Here is a 24300-nt window from a genome sequence, read left to right as displayed (position 1 = left end):
TCGGTCGCGTAGACCCCTGTGATGCTCTACTCTAAAGAAGACGCCGAAGAGGGCGATTCTCCGGAGCGGTGACCGTTAGCGTTAACGAAGCCGGGGAAGAAAACTCCAGAAACAGAGAAGTTACTGGTACCCAAGGGGTGAGAAGTGACGAACTTACTAGAGCTAAAGGGGATCTCAAAGACGTTCCCCGGCGTGAAGGCGCTGTCCGACGTGGACCTCGACCTTCGACCCGGTGAAGTCTTGGGTCTCTGCGGTGAGAACGGAGCGGGCAAGTCCACGCTCATGAAGGTGCTCACCGGTATTCACAAGTCCGACCCGGGCGGCGAGATCTGGCTGCAGGGAGAGAAGGTCGACATTCAGTCGCCGGAGCACGCACGTGACCTCGGCCTGTCGATCATCCACCAGGAACTCAACATTGTTCCTGACCTGACCGTCGCCCAGAACCTGTACATCGGTCGACCCGGTACGTCCAAGTTTGGCTACGTCGACGACCGCAAGATGGTTCGTGATGCGCGCGAGCTCTTCGAGCGCCTCAACATGAACATCGATCCCACCGCCTACTGCCGCGACCTGCCGGTTGCGCGCCTGCAGATGGTGGAAATCGCACGCGCGCTGTCCTTTGATTCGAAGATCCTGGTCATGGACGAGCCCACGGCTCCTCTGACGACCACCGAGACCGAATCCCTGTTCGAGCTCGTGCGCGACTTCGTGTGCCCGACGACCGGCCTGATCTTCATCACGCACCGCATGCCCGAGCTCACCGAGCTCACCGACCGCATCTCGGTCCTGCGCGATGGCAAGTACATCGGCACGGTGGACACGGCCACGACGCCTATGAGCGAGGTCGTCAAGATGATGGTTGGCCGCGAGGTCCCCGCCGACGCGCGCCCCACGACCAAGCCGCTCTCCGACGAGGCCGTCCTGCGCGTCGAGCACCTCTCGACCGTCAAGGTCGTCCACGACGTCTCCTTCGAGGTCAAGAAGGGCGAAATCTTCGGCTTCGCGGGCCTGGTCGGCGCCGGCCGCACCGAGGTCGCCCGTGCGCTGTTCGGCGCTGACCCCCACACCGAGGGCGACATCTACGTCCACGGTAAGAAGGTCTCGATCAAGGGCGCGACGGACGCGGTCAAGAACGGCATCGGCTACCTGTCCGAGGACCGCAAGCAGTACGGCCTGCTCCTCGACAAGGACCTGTCCTTCAACACGGGCATGGCCGCCATGGACCACTTCACGAATGCGTCGGTCGTTGCTACCAAGAAGCTGCGTGCGGTTGCTCAGGACTACGTGAAGAAGCTGCGCACGCGTACCCCCAGCGTCGACGTCGAGGTTCGCAGCCTCTCCGGCGGCAACCAGCAGAAGGTCGTCGTGGCCAAGTGGCTAGAGCGCGACACCGACATCCTGATCTTCGACGAGCCGACCCGCGGCATCGACGTGGGCGCGAAGGACGAGATCTACACGCTGCTCGAGGAGCTGGCGAAGCAGGGCAAGGCGATCATCGTGATCTCCTCGGAGCTGCCCGAGGTCCTGCGTCTGGCGAACCGTATCGCCGTCATGGCCCACGGCCGAATCATTGGCACCCTCGACAATGAGGAAGCCACCCAAGAAAACATTATGGAACTGGCCACCGTCGGCCAGGAAGAAGCGAACGGAGTACACGCGTGAGCACCGCCGTCGTCGATAACAAGGGCCTGGAGACGCCGTCGTCTTTCAAGACCTTCATGAAGAACAACATGCAGCTGCTGCTCGTGACGCTGGCGCTGCTGGTCGTTCTGGCATTCTTTAGCTTTGCAGTGCCCAACTTTGCGTTCGTGAATCGTGAGGTCTACCTGGGCATCGTCCTTCAGTCGGCCTACACGGGCGTCATGGCGCTCGGCGCAACATTCGTGATTGCCACGTCGGGCATCGACCTCTCCGTCGGTACGGGCCTGAGCCTCGTGGCCGTTATGGCCGGTGTCTTCCTCGCGGGCGACAAGATGAACCTGCCGCTCGGCCTCGGCCTCGTTCTGACGCTGCTCGTCGGTATGGCGATCGGCCTGGTCAACGGCCTCAACGTGTCGATCCTGGGCCTGCCGCCCTTCATCGCAACGCTCGCGATGATGATGGTCGCCCGAGGCCTGGCGCTGATCATCTCCGACAAGGCCTCGATCTCCATCGCCAACCCCGGCTACAAGTACATTGCCTCCGGCATGCCCATCCCTTACGTTGCCAACGCTGTCATCATCTTCGTGGTCCTCACGGTCGTGGCGACCTTCCTCATGAACAAGACGCTGCTGGGCCGCTACGCGCTGGCGATCGGCTCCAACGAAGAAGCGACGCGCCTGTCCGGCGTCAACGTCCGCCTGTGGAAGATCATCATCTACGTGGTCGCAGGTGCGTTCATGGCTATCGGTGCCATCCTGTACTCGGCTCGTAACGGCCTTGTCCAGCCCGCTGAGGGTGTGGGCATGGAGCTCAACGTCATCGCCGCAGCCGTCATCGGCGGTACCTCCCTGTCGGGTGGCCGCGCCTCGATCCCCGGCGCTCTGGTCGGCGCGATCCTCATGGAGACCCTCAAGAAGGGCCTGACGATGATGGGTATCGCCGCCGAATGGCAGTTCGTCGTCACCGGTATCGTCCTGCTCCTCGCGGTCGTTATCGACAACCTGCGTCGCATCCGCGAAAACGCAGCCTGATTTTTACCCATTCAATTCACCCATCGTGGACCGACGTCGGTTCACACACACCAAGGGCGGGAATGACCCCGCCACCCCACGAAAGGAAAACCAATGCGCCCCATCGGACGTATCTTCGCCGCCGCCGCCGTCGGCTCCATGGCCCTGGGCCTGGCTGCCTGCACGACCTCAACGGACTCCTCCTCGTCCTCCTCCGACGCCAAGCCCAGCGCGTCCTCCGGCTCCGCCAAGGTTGACACCTCCGGCAACGCCCAGGATTGGGAGAAGGCCGCGGTCAAGGGTGACGGCACCAAGACCATCTACCTGGTCTCCAAGGGCTTCCAGCACCGCTTCTGGCAGGCCGTGAAGGAAGGTGCCGAGCAGGCCGGCGAGGAGCTGGGCTACAAGGTGAACTTCGTTGGCCCGCAGGACGAGACCAAGGTGACCGAGCAGACCGACCAGCTGAAGTCCGCTCTGGACTCCGGCCCGGCCGCCATCGGCTTTGCCGCTCTCGACTCCAAGGCTGCCGCCGACCTCCTGAACGAGATCAATAGCAAGGGCATCCCGGTTGTCGCCTTCGACTCCGGTGTTGAGTCCGACATCCCCGTCACCACCGTCCAGACGGACAACAAGGCCGCCGCTGCCGAGGCCGCCAAGCACATGATCGAGCTGCTCAAGGACAAGAAGGGCTCGGTCGGCATGGTCTGCCACGACTCGACCTCCACCACGGGCAAGCAGCGCTGCGAGGGCTTCAAGGAGTACTTCAAGGCCAATGCTCCCGCCGACCTGAAGCTCCTCGACGAGCAGATCGCCGGTGAGGTCACCAAGGCCGCCGACACCTCCCTGTCCATCATCCAGGCCAACTCCGACATCGTCGGCATGTACGGCTCCAACGAGGCCGCTGCCTCCGGCATCGTCCAGGGTGTTGCTGAGTCCGGTAAGGACGTCACCGTTGTCGGCTTCGACTCGGGCAAGACCCAGATCGACGCGATCAAGGGTGGCACCGAGGCTGGCGCCGTGACCCAGTCGCCCGTCAAGATCGGCTACTACACGGTGAAGGCCGCTGTCGCAGCGCTCAACGGCGCTGAGCTGCCCAAGGTTATCGACTCGGGCTTCGCCTGGTACGACAAGACCAACATCGACAGCCCGGAGATCAAGGCGAACCTCTACGAGTGAGCCGATAGCTCCATCGGGCACGAGGCCGGGGCCGGGGACGTAACACACTGAACCGGTGGCCCGCCGCGGGTCCCGCTCCACGACGCTGGGGTGGGACCCGCGGACCCGGCACCTTTTTATTCATAGGATCCGAGGGGGCGAGCGCCCCCGCGCTCCGACATCGACGTCATCATGAGGGATGAAGGAATAATGACAAACCACCCCCGCATCGGAATCCGCCCCACTATTGACGGTCGCCGTAAGGGCGTTCGTGAGTCGCTCGAAGAGCAGACCATGAACATGGCGAAGTCCGTCGCCGAGCTTTTTTCTTCCAACCTGCGTTACCCGGACGGTGCCCCCGTCGAGGTCGTCATCGCTGACACCACGATCGGCCGCGTCCACGAGGCCCAGGCCTGCGCCGCCAAGTTCCGCGAGAACAACGTCGGCCTGACCGTGACGGTCACCCCCTGCTGGTGCTACGGCACGGAGACCACCGACATGGACCCCGCGATGCCGCACGCCATCTGGGGCTTCAATGGCACTGAGCGCCCCGGCGCCGTGTACCTTGCCGCCGCCCTGGCAGGCCACGCTCAGATCGGTATCCCCGCCTTCGGTATCTACGGCGAGCACGTGCAGGACGCTGACGACACCTCCATCCCCGAGGACGTGCGCACCCGCCTCCTCGACTACGCGACCGCCGGCCTGGCCGTTGCGCAGATGAAGGGCGAGGCCTACCTGTCCATGGGCTCCGTCTCCATGGGTATTGCCGGCTCTGTTGTCAACCCCGACTTCTTCGGCTCCTACCTCGGCATGCGCAACGAGTACATCGACATGTCCGAGTTCACCCGCCGCATCGATGAGGGCATCTACGATCCCGAGGAGTACGAGAAGGCGTACCAGTGGATCCGCGAGAACTTCAAGCAGGGCAAGGACTGGAACCCGCCGGAGTGGCAGTACCCCGAGAAGCACGAGGACTGGTGGAAGTTCGTCACCAAGATGACGCTCATCGCCCGCGACCTCATGCACGGCAACCCGCGCCTGGCCGAGCTGGGCTTTGAGGAAGAGGCCGGCGGCCACGGCGCCATCGCGGCAGGCTTCCAGGGTCAGCGCCAGTGGACGGACCACTTCCCCAACGGCGACGTTCTGGAGACCATCCTCAACACGAACTTCGACTGGACCGGCATCCGCCAGCCTTCCGTCGTGGCCACCGAGAACGACTCGCTCAACGGTGCCTCGATGCTGTTCGGTTACCTGCTGACCAACACGCCGCAGATCTTCTCCGACGTGCGCACCTACTGGAGCCCCGAGTCCATCGAGAAGGCCACCGGTTGGAAGCCCGAGGGTCGCGCCGCCGCCGGCCTGCTCGACCTGCGTAACTCCGGCTCGACCACGCTGGACGGCGCGGGCAAGGCCGTGCGCGACGGCAAGAACGTCATCAAGCCCTGGTACGAGCTGACCGAGGAGGATCGCGACGCCACGCTCGAGGCCACGACCTTCCACCCGGCCTCGACCGGCTACTTCCGCGGCGGCGGCTTCTCGACCCACTTCCGTACCTCCGGCGAGATGCCCGTGACGATGTGCCGCATCAACCTGGTGCGCGGCCTCGGACCGGTCCTGCAGATCGCCGAGGGCTACACGGTCGAGCTGCCCGACGAGGTCGCCTTCACCATCGAAGAGCGCACCAACATCGAGTGGCCCACCACCTGGTTCGTCCCGAACCTGACGGGTGAGGGCGCGTTTAAGAGCGTCTACGACGTGATGAACAACTGGGGCGCTAACCACGGCGCGATCTCCTACGGCCACATCGGCGGTCAGCTCATCACGCTGGCCTCGATGCTGCGCATCCCGGTCAACATGCACAACGTCCCCGAGGAGCGGATCTTCCGTCCCAAGGCGTGGTCGCTGTTCGGCACCGAGTCCCTCGAGGCGGCGGACTTCCGCGCCTGCGACACCTTCGGTCCGATGTACCGCTGATGCAACTCCCGGTCGGGCTCGGGTGTCCTCTCTCCCCGGGCCCGACCGGGCCACCCTCTCGGGGCTCTTTTCCCGGGACGCAGCCCCGGCCTCGCCGATGAGGAAAGCTGCACGAGAACCCAACGACGGGACACGCCGAGCCAGGGCGTATCTGGAGGAGACCTTCAATGACCACCGTACTTGCTGTTGACCTTGGATCCGCGTCCGGACGAGTCCTCGCCGGAACGCTACGCGATGGCCGCCTGGATGTCACGGACATCCACCGTTTTAAGCACGAGGCGCGCCGCCGGGAAGATGGCACCCTCACGTGGGACGTGGCCACGATGGAGGCCGAGACGATCACCGGCTTGAAGAAGGCCCTCGAACGCTTCCCCGACGCCCGCGCCGTCTCGATTGATACGTGGGGCGTGGACTGGGCTCCCCTCGACGGCAATGGCGAGCTTGTCGGCGATGTTGTCGCCTACCGCGACGAGCGCACTGCCCGTACCCTTGATGCTTTCCGCGAGCGCATTGGCGACCGCGAGTTTTTTGACCTGACCGGTAACCAGCCGGCGACGATCAACACGGCGAATCAGCTGTTCGCCTATCTGCAGGAAAACCCAGCTGACGCCCGGCGCGTCGCGGTGGCCCTCTTCCTGCCCGACTACTTTGCGTACCGCCTCACCGGCGTCGTCGGTTGGTCGCGCACGATCGCCTCGACCTCCGGCCTGCTCACCCCGGGCGGCGGCGACTTTAACGACGAGATCTTCTCGCGCCTCGGCATCCCGCGCGGCTGGTTCGGTGACCTGTCCGCCGACCGGACCGTCGTCGGCCCCTGCACGGTTCCCGGCCTCGAAACCCTGACCGTCGTGCGCGGTGGTGCCCACGACTCCGCGTGCGCGGTCCACGGCCTGCCCATCGAGGAGGGCAAGCGCGCCTACTTCCTGTCCTGCGGCTCCTGGTCGGTCCTGGGTGCCATCGAGGACAAGCCCCTCATGAGCGACGCCGCCTTCGACCTCGGCATTACGAACGAAGGCCGCACCGACGGGGGAGTGCGTCCCCTCTTCAACATCACCGGCATGTGGATCCTTCAGGAAATCCAGCGCCAGTGGGAGCGCGAGGGCACGCCCACCGACACCGACGAGCTGGTCGCCCAGGCCCGCGAGCTGCCCGCCGCCTCGGGCACCTTCGACCCCGACGAGGAGGCCTTCGCCACCCCCGGCGACATGCAGCGCAAGATCGACGAGGCCCTGGACGCCCAGGGTGCGGCCCGCCCCGACTCCATGGCCGGGTACGTGCGCGTCATCATCGAGTCTTTCGCCCGCCGCTACGCGCGCGCGATCGGTGAGCTCACCGAGGCCACGGGGAAGGCCCCCGACCAGCTCAACCTCGTGGGCGGCGGCGCGCGTAACCGCCTGCTGTGCGACCTGACCGCCCAGATCTCGGGTGTCACCGTCGTGCGTGGCCCCATCGAGGCCTCGACCTTTGGTTCTCTCCTGGCGCAGCTCGAAACCATCGGTGCTCTCGCCGAAGAAGATCGCGCCTCCGTCATCGCAGCCAGCGCAGCGACCCATGTCCACGTCCCGACCCGCGGCTAAGAAAGTCTCCCTGGCCGACATCGCGCGGCGCGCGGGTGTCTCAACGAACACGGTCTCGCGCGTCGTGCGCGGGGATCCCGAGGTCTCCGAAAAGACGCGGGCGAGGATCTCCAAGCTGGTTGAGGAGCTGGGCTACGTTCCCAACTACGCGGCGCGCGCGCTCGCGGCCAAGCGCACGAACGTCCTGCAGGTCGTGCTGGCCGCCCCCATGTTCCACGGACACGGGCGCGTGCTGCTGTCGATCCTCAACGCCTCGTCGCAGGCCGGCTACCACGTGTCCCTGTCCTACGCGTACGGGCCGGATGGGCAGTTGCGCAATGACTTTGCTCCCTTCGATGTCGACGGCGTCATTATCCTGGGGGGCCAGGACCCGACGATCGACGTCGCGATCGAGGCGGGCAAGCGCTTCCCGACAGTCCTCGTTCTGACGAGCGAAAAGGGGCTCGATGGCATCTCGACGGTCGCCGTCGACAATGTGCGCGGGGCGCGCTTGGCCACTGAGCACTTGCTCGCCCAGGGGCTCACCGACGTCGTTCATATCTGTGGGCCCGCCGGCTGGTCGGACGCGCAGATGCGCAGGCTCGGCTACGAGCAGGCATGCCAGGCGTACGGCATCGAACCCGTCGTGCTTCAGCCCGACTCGTGGGACTCGCGCGACGGTTACGACGTGATGCGCGCGGCCGGGCGACTGCCCGAGGGCGTGCAGACCGCCAACGATCAGCTGGCCCTCGGCGCGATGCGCTACATCTACGAGCGCGGGGGAGTGGTCCCGCGCGACGTGCGGGTCGTCGGCTTCGACGACATCGACGGCGCGGACTCCTACGCACCCCCGCTCACGACGATCCACCAGCCCTTCGATCGCCTCGGGCGCACCGCCGTGCGCCTCGTGCGTTCGCTCATGGGCGGGGGACCCTCCCAGGACATTGTTCTCGACCCCGAGCTGGTCATCCGGGCCAGTTCACACCTGTAAGAAAGGCACGTTCATGCTCTATGGTCCGATGACTCACCCGCAGTTCCTGCGCGCGCTCGCGGCCGCCGGTCACGGTTCGAAGATCCTGCTGGCTGACGCGAACTACCCGCACACGACGGGTGTGAACCCGCGCTGCGAACTCATCTCCCTCAACCTGGCTCCGGGGCTCCTGGACGTCAGCCAGGTCCTCGACGTCCTCAAGCGCACGATTCCGATCGAGCGTGCCGAGATCATGACCCCCGCACCCGACGCTGATCCGGTGGAGATCCCGATCCACGACGAGTTCCGTGCGGCTCTGCCCGGCGTCGAGTTCGGTGAAATTTCCCGCTGGGACTTCTACGATGCTGCGCGCGACGAGAACGTGGGCATTATCGTTGCGACGGGCGAGCAGCGCCTGTACGGCAATCTGCTGCTCACGGTGGGCGTTCGTCAGCCCGGCGAGTAAAACTCATTTGCCGCGCCAGCGCGGGGCTTGTCGCGTGAGTGACGAGTGCTTTCGTTTCATTTTCGTTTCGAATGGATGATGGCGCTGGCGAGGGGTGAGAGTTTCATATCTGGTGGGTGGTCCGCGCGGGCCGCCCACCAGAGTATTTATCCCTGCAATATCCGTCAAATGTGCCGAATGAATGACGGTGTTCTGAACGTTTGTGCGTCCCGCCTGCACGGGTGTATGAACAGCTTGCGTGATGTTGCATACTTTCGTTTTAGTGACTATTCTTGTCGTAACGAAAGGTAAAGCGACAAGGAATGCCGCTGATTCCACGAAGAGGTGCCCCATGGGACGTGCAGAAGAACGCACGAACTACATCCTGGATCGCCTCGCCCGGGAGGGTGAGGTGAGCGTCGCGCAGCTTGCCTCCGATCTGGGCGTATCGCCCGTGACGGTGCGCGCCTCGCTGAAGGCCCTCGACGAGCAGGGCTACCTCGTGCGCACCCACGGCGGTGCGCGCCCCACCACCTTCCGTAACATTCACCTGCGCCAGAACGATCGTGTCGAGGTCAAGGAACGCATTGCTCGCGCCGCTGCCGACATGATCCACGACGACGATCGCGTCATGATCGAGGCCGGTACCACCTGCGCCCTCATCGTCAAGTACCTGACCGGCAAGCGCGGAGTGCAGGTCCTGACCAACTCCGTGCTTGTCTTCGCTAACGCCCGCTCCAACCCGAGCCTCAATATCACGCTGACGGGTGGGCACTTCCGCGCCGAGTCCGAGTCCCTCGTGGGACCGGTTGCAGAGCGCGCTATCAATGACTTCAACGCACGCGTCGCGTTCCTCGGGACCGACGGGTTCAGCGTTGATCGCGGCCTGACCACCCAACTCGTGGAGGGTGGACAGGTCGGTTCCATTATGCGCACCCGCGCACAAGAGACGTGGCTGCTCGCCGACTCCTCCAAGTATGGGGAAGCCGGCTTCGTCAGCTTCATGGGGATCGACGAGGTCACCGGAATCATCACCGACGATGAGATCCCCGAAGAATCCATCAAGGAATTGGCCGAGCGCACGAAGCTGCGCATCGTCTAGGAGGAATTACATGGCCACCATCGTGGTGATGCCCCAGCTGGGCAACTCTGTTGAGTCATGCATCATCGTCGAGTGGATGATCGCGGAAGGCGACACCGTCGCCGTCGACCAGACGCTCGCGTCCATCGAGACCGACAAGTCGACCATGGAGGTGCCCTCGACCGCTGAGGGTACCGTCCTGAAGCTCCTGTGGGAGGAAGGCGACGAGGTCCCCGTCAAGGATCCGCTCATCATCGTCGGTGAGCCCGGGGAGGACATCTCCGGCCTCGTTCCGGGTGGCGACGGCGCCCCCGCCGAAGCCGATGCTCCCGCCGAGCAGGCTGCCGCCCCCGAGCAGGCCGCTGCCCCCGCGTTCGCGACCGAGCGCGCTACCGGCGCCGTCTCTCCGCGCGCCCGCGCCCTCGCCGCCTCCAACGGCGTCGACGCCTCGTCCATCTCCGAGGGCTCGGGTCCCCACGGCCGCGTCATCGAGCGTGATGTTGCCGCCGCCATCGCCGCCGGCCCCGTCCTGACCTCCGCCGCGCGCGCCGCCGGCGTGAGCGCCACCGAAGGCACCGGCATCGGCGGACGCGTGTCCGTCGCCGACGCGGGCCGCGCGCCCGAGGCCGCCCCCGCCGCCGCTGTCGCAGCCCCCGCCGCCGCGGCCGACTTCCCCGGTGCCTCGACCTCCGCCCCGCTCAAGGGCGTGCGCAAGGTCGTCGCCAAGCGCATGATGGAGTCCCTGACCTCCACCGCGCAGCTGACCCTCAACACGACGGCCAACGCCGCCGGCATCCTCGCGATGCGCAAGAAGGTCAAGAACGCCGACGAGTCCCTGGGCCTGAACAAGATCACGCTCAACGACCTGGTCTGCTTCGCCGTGTCGCGCACCCTGCTCAAGTACCCCGTGTTCAACGCTCACCTCGAGGACGGCGTCCTCACCCAGTTCGAGCAGGTCCACCTCGGCTTCGCGTGCGACACCCCGCGCGGCCTCCTCGTCCCCGTTATCCGCTCGGCGCAGTCCCTGGGCCTCAAGGCCTTCTCCGACGAGGCCAAGCGCCTCGCCGGCGGCGCGATCGACGGCTCCCTGTCGCCCGATTTCCTGAGCGGCGGCACCTTCACGGTCTCCAACATCGGCTCCTTCGGCATCGAGACCTTCACCCCCGTCATCAACCTGCCTCAGACGGCGATCCTGGGCGTCGGCGCGATCACCCCGCGCCCGACCGTGGCCGCCGACGGCACGATCGGCGTGGAGCAGCGCATCAACCTCTCGCTGACGATCGACCACCAGGTCATCGACGGCGCGGACGGCGCCCGCTTCCTGCGCGACCTGGTCGCAGCCATCGAAAACATTGACGTGACGGTCCTGGCCTGAGGAAAGAGGAAAACTCATGAGTGATACGCATTTTGACGTCATCGTCCTCGGTGCGGGCCCCGGCGGCTACCTGGCTGCCGAGCGCCTCGGACACGCGGGCAAGAAGGTCGCCCTCGTCGAGGAGCAGTACCTGGGCGGCACCTGCCTGAACGTGGGATGCATCCCCACCAAGACCCTGCTCAACGGCGCGAAGAACTACCTGCACGCCAAGGAAGCCAGCCAGTTTGGCGTGGACGCCAGCGGCGTGGCCGTCAACTGGACGCAGATGCAGGCCTGGAAGGATCAGGTCGTCAAGGGTCTGGTCGCTGGCGTCGCCGCCACCGAGCGCAAGGCGGGCGTGACCGTCATCAACGGACGAGGCCACCTCGACGCCCCCGGTCGCGTGACCGTTGAGGGGACGACCTACACCTCGGACCACGTCATCATCGCCACGGGTTCCGTGCCGGCCATGCCCCCGCTGCCCGGCACCCAGGACAACCCGGCGCTGGTGGACTCCACGGGCATCCTCTCGCTGCCCGAGGTCCCCTCCCGCCTCGCGATCATCGGCGGCGGCGTCATCGGCGTCGAATTCGCCTCCCTGTACTCCACCCTCGGCTCCCAGGTGACCGTCATCGAGATGGCCCCCGAGATCCTGCCCTTCATGGACGACGACCTGGCCGCCAAGGCCCGCGCCGCCATGAAGGACGTGACCTTCGAGCTGGGCTGCCGCGTCGAGTCCCTCGACGGAGGCACTGTCCACTACTCCAAGGGCGAGGAGAAGCTGAGCGTCGAGGCCGACGTGGTCCTCATGGCCGTTGGCCGCCGTCCCGCGACGGTGGGCTGGGGTGCCGAAGAGGCCGGCCTCGAGATCAACCGCGGCGTCGTCGTCGACGACACGATGCGCACCAACCTGCCTAACGTGTGGGCCATCGGCGACGTCACCGGACGTTCCCTCCTGGCGCACGCTGCCTACCGCATGGCGGAGATCGCCTCGGCGAACATCCTCGATCCCACCGCGAAGAAGCGCGGCGAGGTCATGCGCTGGCACACCGTCCCGTGGGCCGTCTTCTCGATCCCCGAGGCCGCCGGCGTCGGTCTGACCGAGTCCGCCGCTAAGCGCGAGGGCCGCGAGGTCCTCGTCGCCAAGGTCCCCGCCCTCATGTCCGGCCGCTTCATCGCGGAGAACGGCTTCAAGGCCCCCGGCGAGGCGAAGATCCTCGTTGACCCCAAGACCCACCAGGTGCTGGGCATCCACGTGCTGGGCGCGTACGCCGCGGAGATGATCTGGGGCGCGCAGGCCGTCCTCGAGATGGAACTCACCGTCGAGGACCTGCGTCAGGTCGTCTTCCCGCACCCCACGGTCTCCGAGGTCATCCGCGAAGCTGCGTGGGCCGTCAAGCTCTAACGAACATCCCCTACGTCAAGGAAGAGTAGAAAAATGACTCAGTCTCTCATCATCGACCCCAACGAGGTACGTCGCCCCGGTTACGTGAAGTTCCCCGAGGTGCCCGTCAACCAGTACACCTTCGACCGTGACACCGAGATCGCCCGCTACGGCGAAAAGGGCATGGTCCAGATGCTCCACGACATGATCGTCGTGCGCACCTTCGAGTCGATGCTCGACTCCATCAAGAAGACCGGCGCCTGGCAGGGCGTTGAATACAACCACCGCGGCCCCGCCCACCTGGGCATCGGCCAGGAGAGCGCCTACGTCGGCCAGAGCTTCGTGCTGAAGCCCGAGGACTTCATCTTCGGTTCCCACCGCTCCCACGGCGAGATCCTCGCCAAGTGCTACTCGGCCATGCACCAGATGGACGACGCGCAGCTCGAGTCCATCATGAAGGGCTTCCTCGGCGGCGAGACCCTGTCCTACGCCGAGAAGATCGACTACAAGGACACGAAGGACCTCACTGAGAACTTCATCCTCTTCGGTGCTCTCGCCGAGATCTTCGCCCGCAAGTCCGGCTTCAACCGTGGCCTGGGCGGCTCGATGCACACCTTCTTCCTGCCGTTTGGCTCCTACCCGAACAACGCGATCGTCGGCGGATCCGCGCCGATCGCGAACGGCGCGGCCCTCTTCAAGCGCATCAACCGCAAGCCCGGCATCGTCGTCTCCAACGTTGGTGACGCCGCCCTGGCCTGTGGCCCCGTGTGGGAGGCCATGAACTTCGCGTCGATGGATCAGTTCCGCTCCCTGTGGCGCGAGGAGGACGGTGGCAACCCGCCGATCCTGTTCAACTTCTTCAACAACTTCTACGGCATGGGCGGCCAGACCTTCGGCGAGACCATGGGATATGAGATCCTCGCCCGCGTGGGCGCGGCCCTCAACCCCGAGGCCATGCACGCCGAGCGCGTCGACGGCCTCAACCCGCTGGCCGTCGCGGATGCGACCACCCGCAAGAAGAAGATCCTCGAGGAGGGCCGCGGCCCCGTCCTCATGGACACCATCACCTACCGCTTCTCCGGCCACTCGCCGTCGGACGCCTCCTCGTACCGCACGAAGGAAGAGGTCGAGCTGTGGGAGCAGGTCGACTGCATCAAGGAGTACTCGAACCTGCTCATCTCCAACGGCCTGACCACGCAGGACGAGATCGATGGCTACGCCGCCTCCCTGACCGACAAGCTCGTGCACGTCCTCAAGCTGGCGATCGACGACGAGGCCACGCCGCGCGTTGCCGACGGCTACATCGATTCCGTCATGTTCTCCAACGAGAAGGTTGAGGCGTTCGACGACGCCACCCCCGAGATCGACCTCGAGGACAACCCGCGCATCAAGGCTCTGGCGAAGAAGGTGCGCAGCTCCGTCGACGAAAACGGCAAGCCCGTCTCCAAGATGCGCATGTACCAGTTCCGTGACGGCCTGTTCGAGGCGATGCTGCACCGCTTCAAGACCGATCCGACGATGGCCGCATGGGGCGAGGAAAACCGCGACTGGGGCGGTGCCTTCGCCGTCTACCGTGGCCTGACTGAGGCCCTGCCCTACCGTCGCCTGTTCAACTCGCCCATCGCCGAGGCCTCGATCGTGGGCGCCGGCGTCGGCTACGCGATGGCCGGTGGCCGCGCGGTCGTCGAGCTCATGTACTGCGACTTCCTGGGCCGCGCCGGTGACGAGGTCTTCAACCAGATGGCTAAGTGGCAGTCGATGAGCGCGGGCCTGCTCAAGATGCCCCTCGTCCTGCGTGTGTCAGTGGGTTCGAAGTACGGCGCCCAGCACTCCCAGGACTGGAGCGCGCTCGTCGCTCACATCCCGGGCCTGAAGGTCTACTTCCCGACGACCCCGACCGATGCGAAGGGCATGCTCAACCTGGCACTGTCCGGCACCGACCCGGTCGTGTTCCTCGAGAGCCAGAAGCTCTACGACAAGGGCGAGGACTTCGAGCCCGGCGGCGTGCCCGAGGGCTACTACGAGACCGAAGAGGGCGAGCCGGCGATCCGCCGCGAGGGCAGCGACATCACGATTGCCGCCTACGGCGCGACCGTGTACAAGGCCCTCGAGGCCGCCGACGTCCTGGCTGAGAAGTACGGCCTGAGCGCCGAGGTCATCGACCTGCGCTTCGTCGCCCCGCTGAACTACGACAAGCTCGTCGCATCCGTGAAGAAGACCGGTCGCCTCGTCCTGACCTCGGACGCGGTCGAGCGCGGTTCCTTCCTCAACACGGTTGCCGCGAACGTGCAGACCCTGGCCTTCGACGCGCTCGACGCGCCGATCGCCGTCGTCGGCTCGCGCAACGGCATCACGCCCGGCCCCGAGATGGAGTCGTACTTCTTCCCGCAGGTCTCCTGGATCCTCGACGCGATTCACGAGCGCATCCTCCCGCTGCCCGGCCACGTGCCCACCACGAAGCACGCGACCGAGGCCGAGATCGCTCGCCTGAACCGCGAGGGCCTCTGAGGCGTTGGGGGCGGGTCGTTCCCCTTTCCGGCCCGCCCCCGTCCCTGGCTCGCATTCCCTGACGCGAGCTAGCGAGGCCGGGGCCACACTCCTCCTCACCGAGCCCCGGCCTCGCCCACATTCTTGATTCATCACCGTTTTTCTCCACCCAACGAAGAGATGGCAGAACCCATGGACATCACCAACGATCCGGCCGCCACCCCGGTCCAGCGCATCGAGGCGCTGCGCGCGGTGGTCGCCGACGAGCACTTCCCCAGCTGGGTGCCCGAGTCGAACAACCACATCCACACGTGCTTCTCGTTCAGCCCCTACACGCCCACCCACGCGGCGCTGCTGGCGCGGCGTAACGGCCTGCGCGTTGTCGGCTCGGTCGATCACGATTCGATCGGCGCGGCAGCCGAGATGAGTGAGGCCACCCGCATTCTGGGCATGGGTTCCGTCACCGGCTTTGAGATTCGCGCCCGCTTCGGCGAGGGAACGCCGCTCGCGCAGCGTAAGCTCAACAACCCTGACTCCGTGGGCGTGGCCTACATGACGGTGCAGGGCGTGCCTGCGCCGGCCCGCGAGAAGGTCGCCGAGTGGCTCGCCCCCAAGCGCGCCGCCCGCCTTGAGCGCACCCTCGCCATGGCCGAGAGCGCGGGCAAGATCCTCACCGACCTGGGCCTGGAGCCCTTCGATCCCCAGGCGGACATGGTCGGCATCTCCCAGTACGCCAATGGCGGCGGCATCACCGAGCGTCACCTGCTGGCTGCCATGGCCTCGGCCCTGATCCGCGGTTTTGGCCGCGGCCCCGCCCTGGTTCAGGGCCTGGATTCGATGGGCGTTGAGGTTCCCGCCTCCCTCGCGCGCGTCCTGTCCGACGAGGACAACCCGCACCTCATGTACGACCTGCTGGGCGTCCTGAAGGCCAACTACCTGGATCGCATCTACATCCAGCCCACCGACGAGCTGCCGAGCGCGGCCGAGGTCGTCGAGTTCGCCGACTCGGTCGGCGCGATCGCCACCTACGCCTACCTGGGCGACGTATCCGCCTCGCCGACGGGCGACAAGAAGGCTGAGAAGTTCGAGGACGCGTTCCTCGACGAGCTCTTCGAGTACATGGAGTCCATCGGCCTGCGCGCCGTGACCTACATGCCCCCGCGCAACACCCCCGAGCAGCTCGAGCGCATCCACGCGCTCGCGGCCGCCCACGGCATGCTCGAGATCTCGGGCGTGGATATCAACCAGCCCCGCCAGCGTTTCACCTGCGAGGAGCTGCGTCGCCCCGAGTTCGCGGACCTCAACGAGGCCACGTGGGCCCTCGTCGCGCACGAGGCCCTGTCTTCCGTGGATCCGTCCCTGCACCTGCTGGGCCGCACGGGTCGCCTGACCCCTGAGGCTCTCGCCGAGCGCATCACCGAGTACGCGCCCCTGGGCCGTGCGATTGCCGACGGTGAGGATGCCGCCGACGTCGCCGCCCGAGCCACTTCGATTAACTGACGAGCATCGTCAAGAAAGAGAGACATCATGAGTAACGCTCCCGAGGTACGTGGGCTTTTCCTCAAGGCCCTCGGCCGCCCGGTCATCGTGGCCCCCAGCTCGGACGTGCCGACCGTCACCTTCGACGGTCCGCTCACCGAGGTGTGCTCCTGCTCCCTGAAGGAGACGGAGCTTCCCGTCGTCGTGCGCGCAGGCGAGGAGACTTTCGAGGTCCGCGCCACCACTACCGGCGAGCGCACCATCAACGGCCGCGTCGCCCTCGTGACGGGTGGCGCCCAGGGGTTTGGCGCGGAGATCGCGCGCGGCCTGGTCGACGCCGGATGCTTCGTGTTCATCGCCGACCTGAACGGTGAGGGTGCCGTCGCGAAGGCGGCCGAGCTCGGCGGCGAAGGCGTCGCACACCCGATCACGGTCAACGTCGCAGACGAGGAGTCTGTCGCGGCGATGGCCTCCGAGATCGAGCGCGTGACCGGTGGCCTCGACCTGGTCGTCTCCAACGCGGGCATCGTGCGCGCGGGCTCCGTCCTCGAGCAGGACGCCTCCGCGTTCCGCCTGTCCACGGACATCAACTACGTGGCGTTCTTCCTCGTCACCAAGCACCTGGGTCAGCTCCTGGCCCGCCAGCACTCCACCGCGCCCGAGTGGCTGACCGACATCATTCAGATCAACTCCAAGTCCGGCCTCGTCGGCTCGAACAAGAACGCCGCCTACGCGGGTTCCAAGTTCGGCGGCATCGGCCTGGTGCAGTCCTTTGCCCTCGAGATGGTTGCTCACGGCGTGAAGGTCAACGCGATCTGCCCCGGCAACTTCTACGACGGCCCGCTCTGGTCCGACCCGGACCGCGGCCTCTTCGTCCAGTACCTGAACTCCGGCAAGGTCCCCGGCGCCAAGACAGTCGCCGACGTTAAGGAGTTCTACGAGGCGAAGGTTCCCATGCGCCGCGGCGCCCAGGGCATCGACGTTCTGCGCGCGATCTTCTACATCGTCGAGCAGGAATACGAGACTGGCCAGGCCGTGCCCGTCACGGGCGGCCAGGTGATGCTCTCCTGACTTCTCACGAGGCCGGGGACACATGCGGGTTTCTCGCCAGCTCCCCGGCCTCGTCTTTTCTTCCCACGTTCAGTAGTTTTTCCAGTGAAAGAGTCAGTCATGACCCAGATTCCCTCCACCCAGTACGCGATTCAGATCGTCGGCAAGGAAGAGTTCGTCGTTAACCCGGCGAAGCCCGTTGACCCCGTTGGCCCGACGCAGATCATGCTCGAGGTCGAAGCCTGCGGCATTTGCTTCTCTGATACGAAGCTGCTCCACCAGTTCGATGGCCACCCGCGCAAGTCGGACGTGGTGGCGGGTATCGACCTGGACGCCCTCAAGGACATTCCGTCCTACCACCCGAACCAGGAGGCCGTGACGCCCGGCCACGAGCCCGTCGTCCGCGTCGTGAAGGTCGGCGAGTCCGTCACGCACTTCAAGGTCGGCGACCGTCTGCTGGTCCAGGCCGACTGGAAGCATCTGCGTACCGCGAAGTCGAACGGCGCGTTCGGCTATAACTTCGACGGCGCCCTCGAGGAGTTCGTCGTCGTCGACGAGCGCTGCGTCGTGTCCCCGGACGGGGAAGAGTTCCTCATCCACGTGTCGGAGGGCCCGTCGGCCGCGGCCGTCGGCCTCATCGAGCCTTGGGCGACCGTTGAGGGTTCCTACGCGTGGGCTGAGCGTGACCACGTCGCCGACGGTGGCCGCCTGCTGGTCGTCGGTGAGGGCGACATCGACGCTCTGACCGCCGAGCACAAGCCCGCCGAGGTCGTGCGCGTTGGCGCTGATGCCATCGAGGGCGTGGAGGGCGAATTCGACGACGTCGTGTTCTTTGGCTCGGACGCCGACGCGATCGAGAAGGCTGCGCTCCTGATCGGCACCCGCGGCACCATGTGTGTCGTCTTGGGCGGCGAGAAGATTTCGCGCAAGGTGTCCCTGGATATCGGCCGCGTTCACTACGACTTCATCCGCTTCTGCGGTACGACCGGCTCGGATCCGCGCGAAGGCTACGCCTGGATCCCCGCCAACGGCGATCTGCGCGAGAACGATAAGTGCGTGTTCGTCGGCGCTGCCGGCCCGATGGGCGTCATGCACACGATGCGCGCCGTCACCTCCGGTGTTCCCGGCATCAGCGTCGTGGGCACCGACCTGTCGGACGAGCGACTGGCCAACTTGACGAAGGTCGTGGGCCCGACCGCCGAAAAGAACGGCGTTCCGCTGGATATCATCAACACCGCCTCGACGCCCCTGGAGTACGGCTACACCTACGCGACGTGCCTCGTGCCCGTCCCGGCGCTGGTCTCCCAGGCCGTCGACCTGCTGGCCGAGGGTGGCATCCTGAACGCGTTTGCCGGTATCCCGGCCGGCACGTTCGGCGACTTCGACCTGCAGGGCATCATCGAGCGTCAGATCTTCATGCTGGGCACCTCCGGCTCGGATGTCTCCGACATGCGCACGGTGCTGCGCAAGATCGAAGCCGGCATCATCGACACCACGATCTCCCTGTGGGCGATCACCGGCATGGCGGGCTTCGGCGACGCCATCAACGCGGTGATGAACCGTACCTCGGGCGGCAAGATCATGGTCTTCCCGATGATGCACGACCTGGGCCTGACCCCCGTGTCTGAGCTCGCCGAGAAGCTGCCGACGGTTGCCGCGAAGCTTGACGCCGCCGGCCTGTGGACCAAGGAGGCCGAGGAGGCGCTGCTCGCCACCCGCTGAGCGCTCCGCCTCGTCCTTCGCCCCGGCCTCGTCTGTCACTCAGACGAGGCCGGGGCTTTCGTGTTTCTGCGATAATGAGGGGGCAAGCGTTGTGGGTTGGAACGAGGAGGTTCCCATGACGGTCAACGATCACGCCTCGCAGGAGCGCTACGTGGCGCTGTACGCCTGGCTGTGCGGGCAGATGTCCCCGCGCACGCCGCACGCGGCGGACCTCTTTGCGCAGGACAGCGAGTGCCTCTACGATGCCTTCCTCTCCGTGCTTGTCGGCACGAGGCTGGGGTTCGCGGACTACGACGATAATCAAGCCCATCACGGGCTCTACGTCTTCGACTTTTTCGTCGGTGACATCGAGGCGCCGCCGCTCGGCAGGGGCGTTGATGGGCAGAGAGTGCCCGGCATGGCGGGGGACCCTGCCGCGGACGGCGCCGCCCGAGCGATGTGCCACGCGATCGTCGACACGTGGCTCGGGGACACGAGCGCACACATCCCGTTCGTGGCATCTGTGATTGCCTCCGTGGCCACCCTCGAGCTCGTCGCCGATGTGCGCGTCGACGAGTGTGTCTTTGAGTGTGAGCTGCCGCGGGAGTATGCGCGCTTCACCGCGAACAAGCCGTGGGAGGACGGGAGCCTGCTAATCGGCGCGCTCGATTCATCTCTGCTGGTCCCCGGTCCACTCATCTACGTGGAGGCGGGTGTGCGATATGGGAGACAGGTTCTGTCCTGCTCGGGCTTCGACGAGGCCGTGGCCTCGTGTGTGCAGATGGGGCTTTCTGTGGAGTCCTCCATGGCCTCCGGCACCGGAGCGACTGCCGTTCTGCGTGCCCCGCACGACCGGCCTGAGATGCTCGGGTGGGCCGCCGATGCAGTGGCTCGAGCCCTGTCCGCGTGCGGGCACGTCGGCGGAGTGCAGATTCGAGTGCGCTTCGCGCAAACGTCGGTGTAGCGCGCAGACGCGGGCCGAGAACCCACGTGCGGCTGGGGCACGCCCCCTGGCCGAACGCGATGACCGCGCCGATGCGCATAGCGAAGCCCCGGCCTCGTCCCCACGTGGAGGAACGAGGCCGGGGCAGTTTGCTCGGGGAGAGGACCCTTACGCGTTGGTCTTCTCGGAGGCGACGGGAGCGTCGTCCTTCCAGAAGTCCAGCTCGTCGGGGTTCAGGCCGATCGAGGAGGCCTTGAAGTGCGGCTCGAGGCCGGCCTTGCGCTGGGCGACGTAGTCGTTCGCGCAGCGGATGGCCTGGTTGCCCAAAATGACGATGACGGGCAGGTTGATGAGCGCCATGAGGCCCATCAGGATGTCGCCCAGGTTCCACGCGACCTCGAACTTGAGGAGGGCGCCCGCGAAGACGAGCAGCGCGGCGACGGCGCGGAAGATCGAGAGCATCCAGTGCTTCATGTGCACGTTGCGCAGCAGGAAGCGGAAGTTGACCTCGGCGTAGTAGAAGTTACCGACCAGTGTCGTGAACGCGAAGAGGAACAGGGCGACCGAGATGAAAACCTGCGCAGGACCCTGGCCGAGGATCGTGGCCATGGCGTCCTTCACGAGGGGAGCGCCCGTCACACCGTTATCCGAACCGACTCCCGAGGAGAGCACCACGAAAGCGGTGAGCGTGCAGATCACCATCGTGTCGATGAAGACGGACAGCATCTGGACGAGGCCCTGCTTGGCGGGGTGCGACACGGAAGCGGAGGCGGCGGCGTTCGGAGCCGAACCGACGCCAGCCTCGTTCGAGTAGAGGCCACGCTTAATGCCGAGCATCATGGCCGAGCCGGTGAAACCGCCGAAGATAGCCGGGAAGTCGAAAGCGCTGCGGAAGATAGCTGCGAACATCGCGGGAATGTTCTGGTAGTTGAGCACGATGACGACGAAGCCGACACCCAGGTAGATGATCGCCATGACCGGGACGAGAAGGCCCGTGACGTCGGTGAGGCGACGCGTGCCGCCGAAGATCGAGCCGGCCATGAGCACCGCGAGCACGGCGCCGACGATCCACGGCGTCCACGCGTTCGCCCAGCTGTACCCGGTGAACGCGTCAGCGACGTTGAAGGAGGCGAGCAGGTTGAAGCCGCCCATGTAGGTCAGGATGAGGACCGAGGCGAAGAGCGTGGCCAACCAGTTCTGCTTGAGCGCCATCTGAATGTAGTAGGCGGGGCCACCGTAGGAGTGGTGGGGTCCCTGCTTCTTGTAGATCTGCGCGAGCGTCGACTCGATAAACGCAGAGGCGCCGCCAAGCGTCGCGATGACCCACATCCAGAAGACAGCGCCCGAGCCGCCCAGTGTCACGGCGGTCGCAACACCGGCGATGTTGCCGACGCCCACGCGCGAGGCCGTGGACACCATCAGGGCACGGAACGAAGAGACCTCGCCTTCCTCTTGCGGCGGCTCGGTGACGACGCGGATCGCTTCCTTAAAGAGGCGCAGCGGCAGGGCGCGCGTGCGAATGAAGAAGTACAGGCCGACGCCGATCAGGAGCGCGACGAGCACGTACGTATACATGAAGCCCGAGATCGTATCCAGGGTGCCGGCGAGGTCGAAAGCCGGACGCAGGGTTCCATTCATCGTTTTTCCTAGCGTTGATGGATGTTCGTTGACGCGGCGAGGCCGCGGTGTGAGCACGAGTATAGCGCCAGGGTCAACAAAAGGTAAAGAGTTTACTAAAAAATGTGATGGTGGCGGCCATCTGTGCAGGCTGGGCCCCTGATGGACCGCCGTTGGAGGCAGGTTACTGTGGAATGTTGAGAGTGCTGGCGCACATTTCGGCCAAATCTTTGTGGTCTGGCGCATGAAATTGGGTGATTTTGGGGCAAAGTGAGCCAGTCTGAAGGCTGTAATCGTTGAAATGCTGGGGAAACGTATTGAGAAGCGAGGTAATTGCGCTTGACTTGACGGTGTTGGAAGAAGTGCGTATTGTTTTCCTTGTTGCGCCGAACGGCAGCGAACGAAGCGAGAAGCTCGGGTCGCGGAAACATGGCGCAGACCGCCTTTCGAAAACATGCGAGAGATTCGTGTGCGCTTGATCGTGCAGGTGTTGTTTGTGAACTCGATAGTGTGTTTGTTTGTTTTTTATGCCTGTTTTTTGTTTTTGAGTGTTTTTGGTTGGGATTGCTGGCTGGCCTTGTTTGGTTGGTTGGTTTTTCTGGGCTTTAACGTTTTTGTTTTTGTTCGGAGAGTTTGATCCTGGCTCAGGACGAACGCTGGCGGCGTGCTTAACACATGCAAGTCGAACGCTGAAGCCTAGCTTGCTGGGTGGATGAGTGGCGAACGGGTGAGTAACACGTGAGTAACCTGCCCTCTTCTTTGGGATAACGCCCGGAAACGGGTGCTAATACTGGATATTCACTGGCTTTCGCATGGGGGTTGGTGGAAAGGTTTTTTCTGGTGGGGGATGGGCTCGCGGCCTATCAGCTTGTTGGTGGGGTGATGGCCTACCAAGGCTTTGACGGGTAGCCGGCCTGAGAGGGTGACCGGTCACATTGGGACTGAGATACGGCCCAGACTCCTACGGGAGGCAGCAGTGGGGAATATTGCACAATGGGCGAAAGCCTGATGCAGCGACGCCGCGTGAGGGATGGAGGCCTTCGGGTTGTAAACCTCTTTCGCTCATGGTCAAGCCGCAACGCTTGGTTGTGGTGAGGGTAGTGGGTAAAGAAGCGCCGGCTAACTACGTGCCAGCAGCCGCGGTAATACGTAGGGCGCGAGCGTTGTCCGGAATTATTGGGCGTAAAGGGCTTGTAGGCGGTTGGTCGCGTCTGCCGTGAAATCCTCTGGCTTAACTGGGGGCGTGCGGTGGGTACGGGCTGACTTGAGTGCGGTAGGGGAGACTGGAACTCCTGGTGTAGCGGTGGAATGCGCAGATATCAGGAAGAACACCGGTGGCGAAGGCGGGTCTCTGGGCCGTTACTGACGCTGAGGAGCGAAAGCGTGGGGAGCGAACAGGATTAGATACCCTGGTAGTCCACGCTGTAAACGTTGGGCACTAGGTGTGGGGGCCACCCGTGGTTTCTGCGCCGTAGCTAACGCTTTAAGTGCCCCGCCTGGGGAGTACGGCCGCAAGGCTAAAACTCAAAGGAATTGACGGGGGCCCGCACAAGCGGCGGAGCATGCGGATTAATTCGATGCAACGCGAAGAACCTTACCAAGGCTTGACATGCACGGCGGCACTGCAGAGATGTGGTGGCATTTAGTTGGTCGTGTGCAGGTGGTGCATGGTTGTCGTCAGCTCGTGTCGTGAGATGTTGGGTTAAGTCCCGCAACGAGCGCAACCCTTGCCCTATGTTGCCAGCACGTGATGGTGGGGACTCGTGGGGGACTGCCGGGGTTAACTCGGAGGAAGGTGGGGATGACGTCAAATCATCATGCCCCTTATGTCTTGGGCTTCACGCATGCTACAATGGTTGGTACAGAGGGTTGCGATATCGTGAGGTGGAGCGAATCCCTTAAAGCCAGTCTCAGTTCGGATTGGGGTCTGCAACTCGACCCCATGAAGGTGGAGTCGCTAGTAATCGCAGATCAGCAACGCTGCGGTGAATACGTTCTCGGGCCTTGTACACACCGCCCGTCACGTCACGAAAGTTGGTAACACCCGAAGCCCATGGCCTAACCGGCTTGCCCGGGGGGAGTGGTCGAAGGTGGGATTGGCGATTGGGACGAAGTCGTAACAAGGTAGCCGTACCGGAAGGTGCGGCTGGATCACCTCCTTTCTAGGGAGCCCATTTTATTGGGGAGCAATCATGGTGTCCGTCCTGTGGGTGGGGGCCTGGTTTGTTTTCTTGTGCTCGCATTTGTTTACTGCCCAAGAGTGGGTGGTGGGTGTGGGTGCGTTTTTTGGGTTGGGCATAAAAAGGTTTATGCGAACGAGCACACTGTCGGGTTCACGTTCAACACCGTGTGAGCGTCCACCGGTAACGGTGGTTGCCTGCATGCCTGCCAGCGGCGTTGTGTTGTTGGTGTGGGTGTGTGTGGTGGGTTGTTTGTGATTTGTATAGTGGTTG

The 24300-nt window shown here is 64.8% G+C and carries 17 protein-coding genes and 1 rRNA gene; 16 read left to right on the top strand and 2 right to left on the bottom strand.

Features of this window, described 5'->3' with window-relative positions; genetic code table 11:
• The first annotated feature begins 144 nt into the window (after positions 1–144).
• The 15 genes from O3684_RS05535 (at position 145) to O3684_RS05465 (ending at position 20251) form a co-directional block, all read left to right on the top strand.
• Complete coding sequence (locus tag O3684_RS05535) at positions 145–1662, top strand: sugar ABC transporter ATP-binding protein (protein ID WP_500065530.1); 1518 nt, start codon at positions 145–147, stop codon at positions 1660–1662.
• Positions 1659–2672 (top strand): ABC transporter permease, encoded by a 1014-nt coding sequence (locus O3684_RS05530; RefSeq protein WP_500065529.1) that lies wholly within the window; start codon positions 1659–1661, stop codon positions 2670–2672. The genes O3684_RS05535 and O3684_RS05530 overlap by 4 nt, the downstream gene beginning before the upstream one ends.
• A 93-nt stretch (positions 2673–2765) precedes the next feature.
• On the top strand, positions 2766–3827 hold the full coding sequence (locus tag O3684_RS05525) for an ABC transporter substrate-binding protein (protein ID WP_500065528.1): 1062 nt from the start codon (positions 2766–2768) through the stop codon (positions 3825–3827).
• 189 nt (positions 3828–4016) lie between these two features.
• Positions 4017–5780: an L-fucose isomerase gene (locus tag O3684_RS05520; RefSeq protein WP_500065527.1), complete on the top strand. Its 1764-nt coding sequence runs from the start codon at positions 4017–4019 to the stop codon at positions 5778–5780.
• Between the two features lie 167 nt (positions 5781–5947).
• Positions 5948–7357: a rhamnulokinase gene (locus tag O3684_RS05515; protein ID WP_500065526.1), complete on the top strand. Its 1410-nt coding sequence runs from the start codon at positions 5948–5950 to the stop codon at positions 7355–7357.
• Positions 7332–8327 (top strand): LacI family DNA-binding transcriptional regulator, encoded by a 996-nt coding sequence (locus O3684_RS05510; RefSeq protein WP_500065525.1) that lies wholly within the window; start codon positions 7332–7334, stop codon positions 8325–8327. Before O3684_RS05515 ends, O3684_RS05510 begins: the two co-directional genes overlap by 26 nt.
• A 13-nt stretch (positions 8328–8340) precedes the next feature.
• Positions 8341–8772: an RbsD/FucU family protein gene (locus tag O3684_RS05505; RefSeq protein WP_034467793.1), complete on the top strand. Its 432-nt coding sequence runs from the start codon at positions 8341–8343 to the stop codon at positions 8770–8772.
• A 331-nt stretch (positions 8773–9103) separates the two neighbouring features.
• Positions 9104–9853: a DeoR/GlpR family DNA-binding transcription regulator gene (locus O3684_RS05500; RefSeq protein WP_500062752.1), complete on the top strand. Its 750-nt coding sequence runs from the start codon at positions 9104–9106 to the stop codon at positions 9851–9853.
• 10 nt (positions 9854–9863) lie between these two features.
• Positions 9864–11207, top strand: coding sequence for a dihydrolipoamide acetyltransferase family protein (locus tag O3684_RS05495; protein ID WP_500065523.1), 1344 nt, complete (start codon positions 9864–9866; stop codon positions 11205–11207).
• A gap of 16 nt (positions 11208–11223) precedes the next feature.
• Positions 11224–12591 (top strand): dihydrolipoyl dehydrogenase, encoded by a 1368-nt coding sequence (gene lpdA / locus O3684_RS05490; protein ID WP_500062750.1) that lies wholly within the window; start codon positions 11224–11226, stop codon positions 12589–12591.
• A gap of 33 nt (positions 12592–12624) precedes the next feature.
• Complete coding sequence (locus tag O3684_RS05485) at positions 12625–15078, top strand: alpha-ketoacid dehydrogenase subunit alpha/beta (protein WP_500065522.1); 2454 nt, start codon at positions 12625–12627, stop codon at positions 15076–15078.
• Positions 15079–15237: 159 nt separating this feature from the next.
• A complete protein-coding gene (locus O3684_RS05480) occupies positions 15238–16557 on the top strand; it encodes a PHP domain-containing protein (protein WP_500065520.1) in 1320 nt (439 codons plus the stop codon).
• Positions 16558–16584: 27 nt separating this feature from the next.
• Positions 16585–17607: an SDR family NAD(P)-dependent oxidoreductase gene (locus tag O3684_RS05475; RefSeq protein ID WP_500065519.1), complete on the top strand. Its 1023-nt coding sequence runs from the start codon at positions 16585–16587 to the stop codon at positions 17605–17607.
• Positions 17608–17706: 99 nt separating this feature from the next.
• On the top strand, positions 17707–19308 hold the full coding sequence (locus tag O3684_RS05470) for an alcohol dehydrogenase catalytic domain-containing protein (protein WP_500065518.1): 1602 nt from the start codon (positions 17707–17709) through the stop codon (positions 19306–19308).
• Between the two features lie 115 nt (positions 19309–19423).
• Entirely contained in the window at positions 19424–20251 is an 828-nt protein-coding gene (locus O3684_RS05465; RefSeq protein ID WP_500065517.1) for a hypothetical protein, read from the top strand.
• A gap of 147 nt (positions 20252–20398) precedes the next feature.
• Here the strand turns inward: O3684_RS05465 and O3684_RS05460 are convergent, their stop codons facing one another.
• Positions 20399–21868: an alanine/glycine:cation symporter family protein gene (locus tag O3684_RS05460; protein WP_500065516.1), complete on the bottom strand. Its 1470-nt coding sequence runs from the start codon at positions 21866–21868 to the stop codon at positions 20399–20401.
• A 600-nt stretch (positions 21869–22468) separates the two neighbouring features.
• Between O3684_RS05460 and O3684_RS05455 the strand changes: the two genes are divergently transcribed.
• Positions 22469–24009, top strand: a 16S ribosomal RNA gene (locus O3684_RS05455).
• Positions 24010–24023: 14 nt separating this feature from the next.
• Here the strand turns inward: O3684_RS05455 and O3684_RS05450 are convergent.
• Positions 24024–24300 (bottom strand): hypothetical protein (locus tag O3684_RS05450; RefSeq protein ID WP_500065515.1); only part of this gene is annotated, 277 nt, incomplete at its 5' end.

This window comes from Pauljensenia sp. 20925_1_27 (assembly GCF_041432835.1).
Lineage (GTDB): Bacteria > Actinomycetota > Actinomycetes > Actinomycetales > Actinomycetaceae > Pauljensenia.
This window is presented reverse-complemented; position numbering and strand designations above follow the sequence as displayed.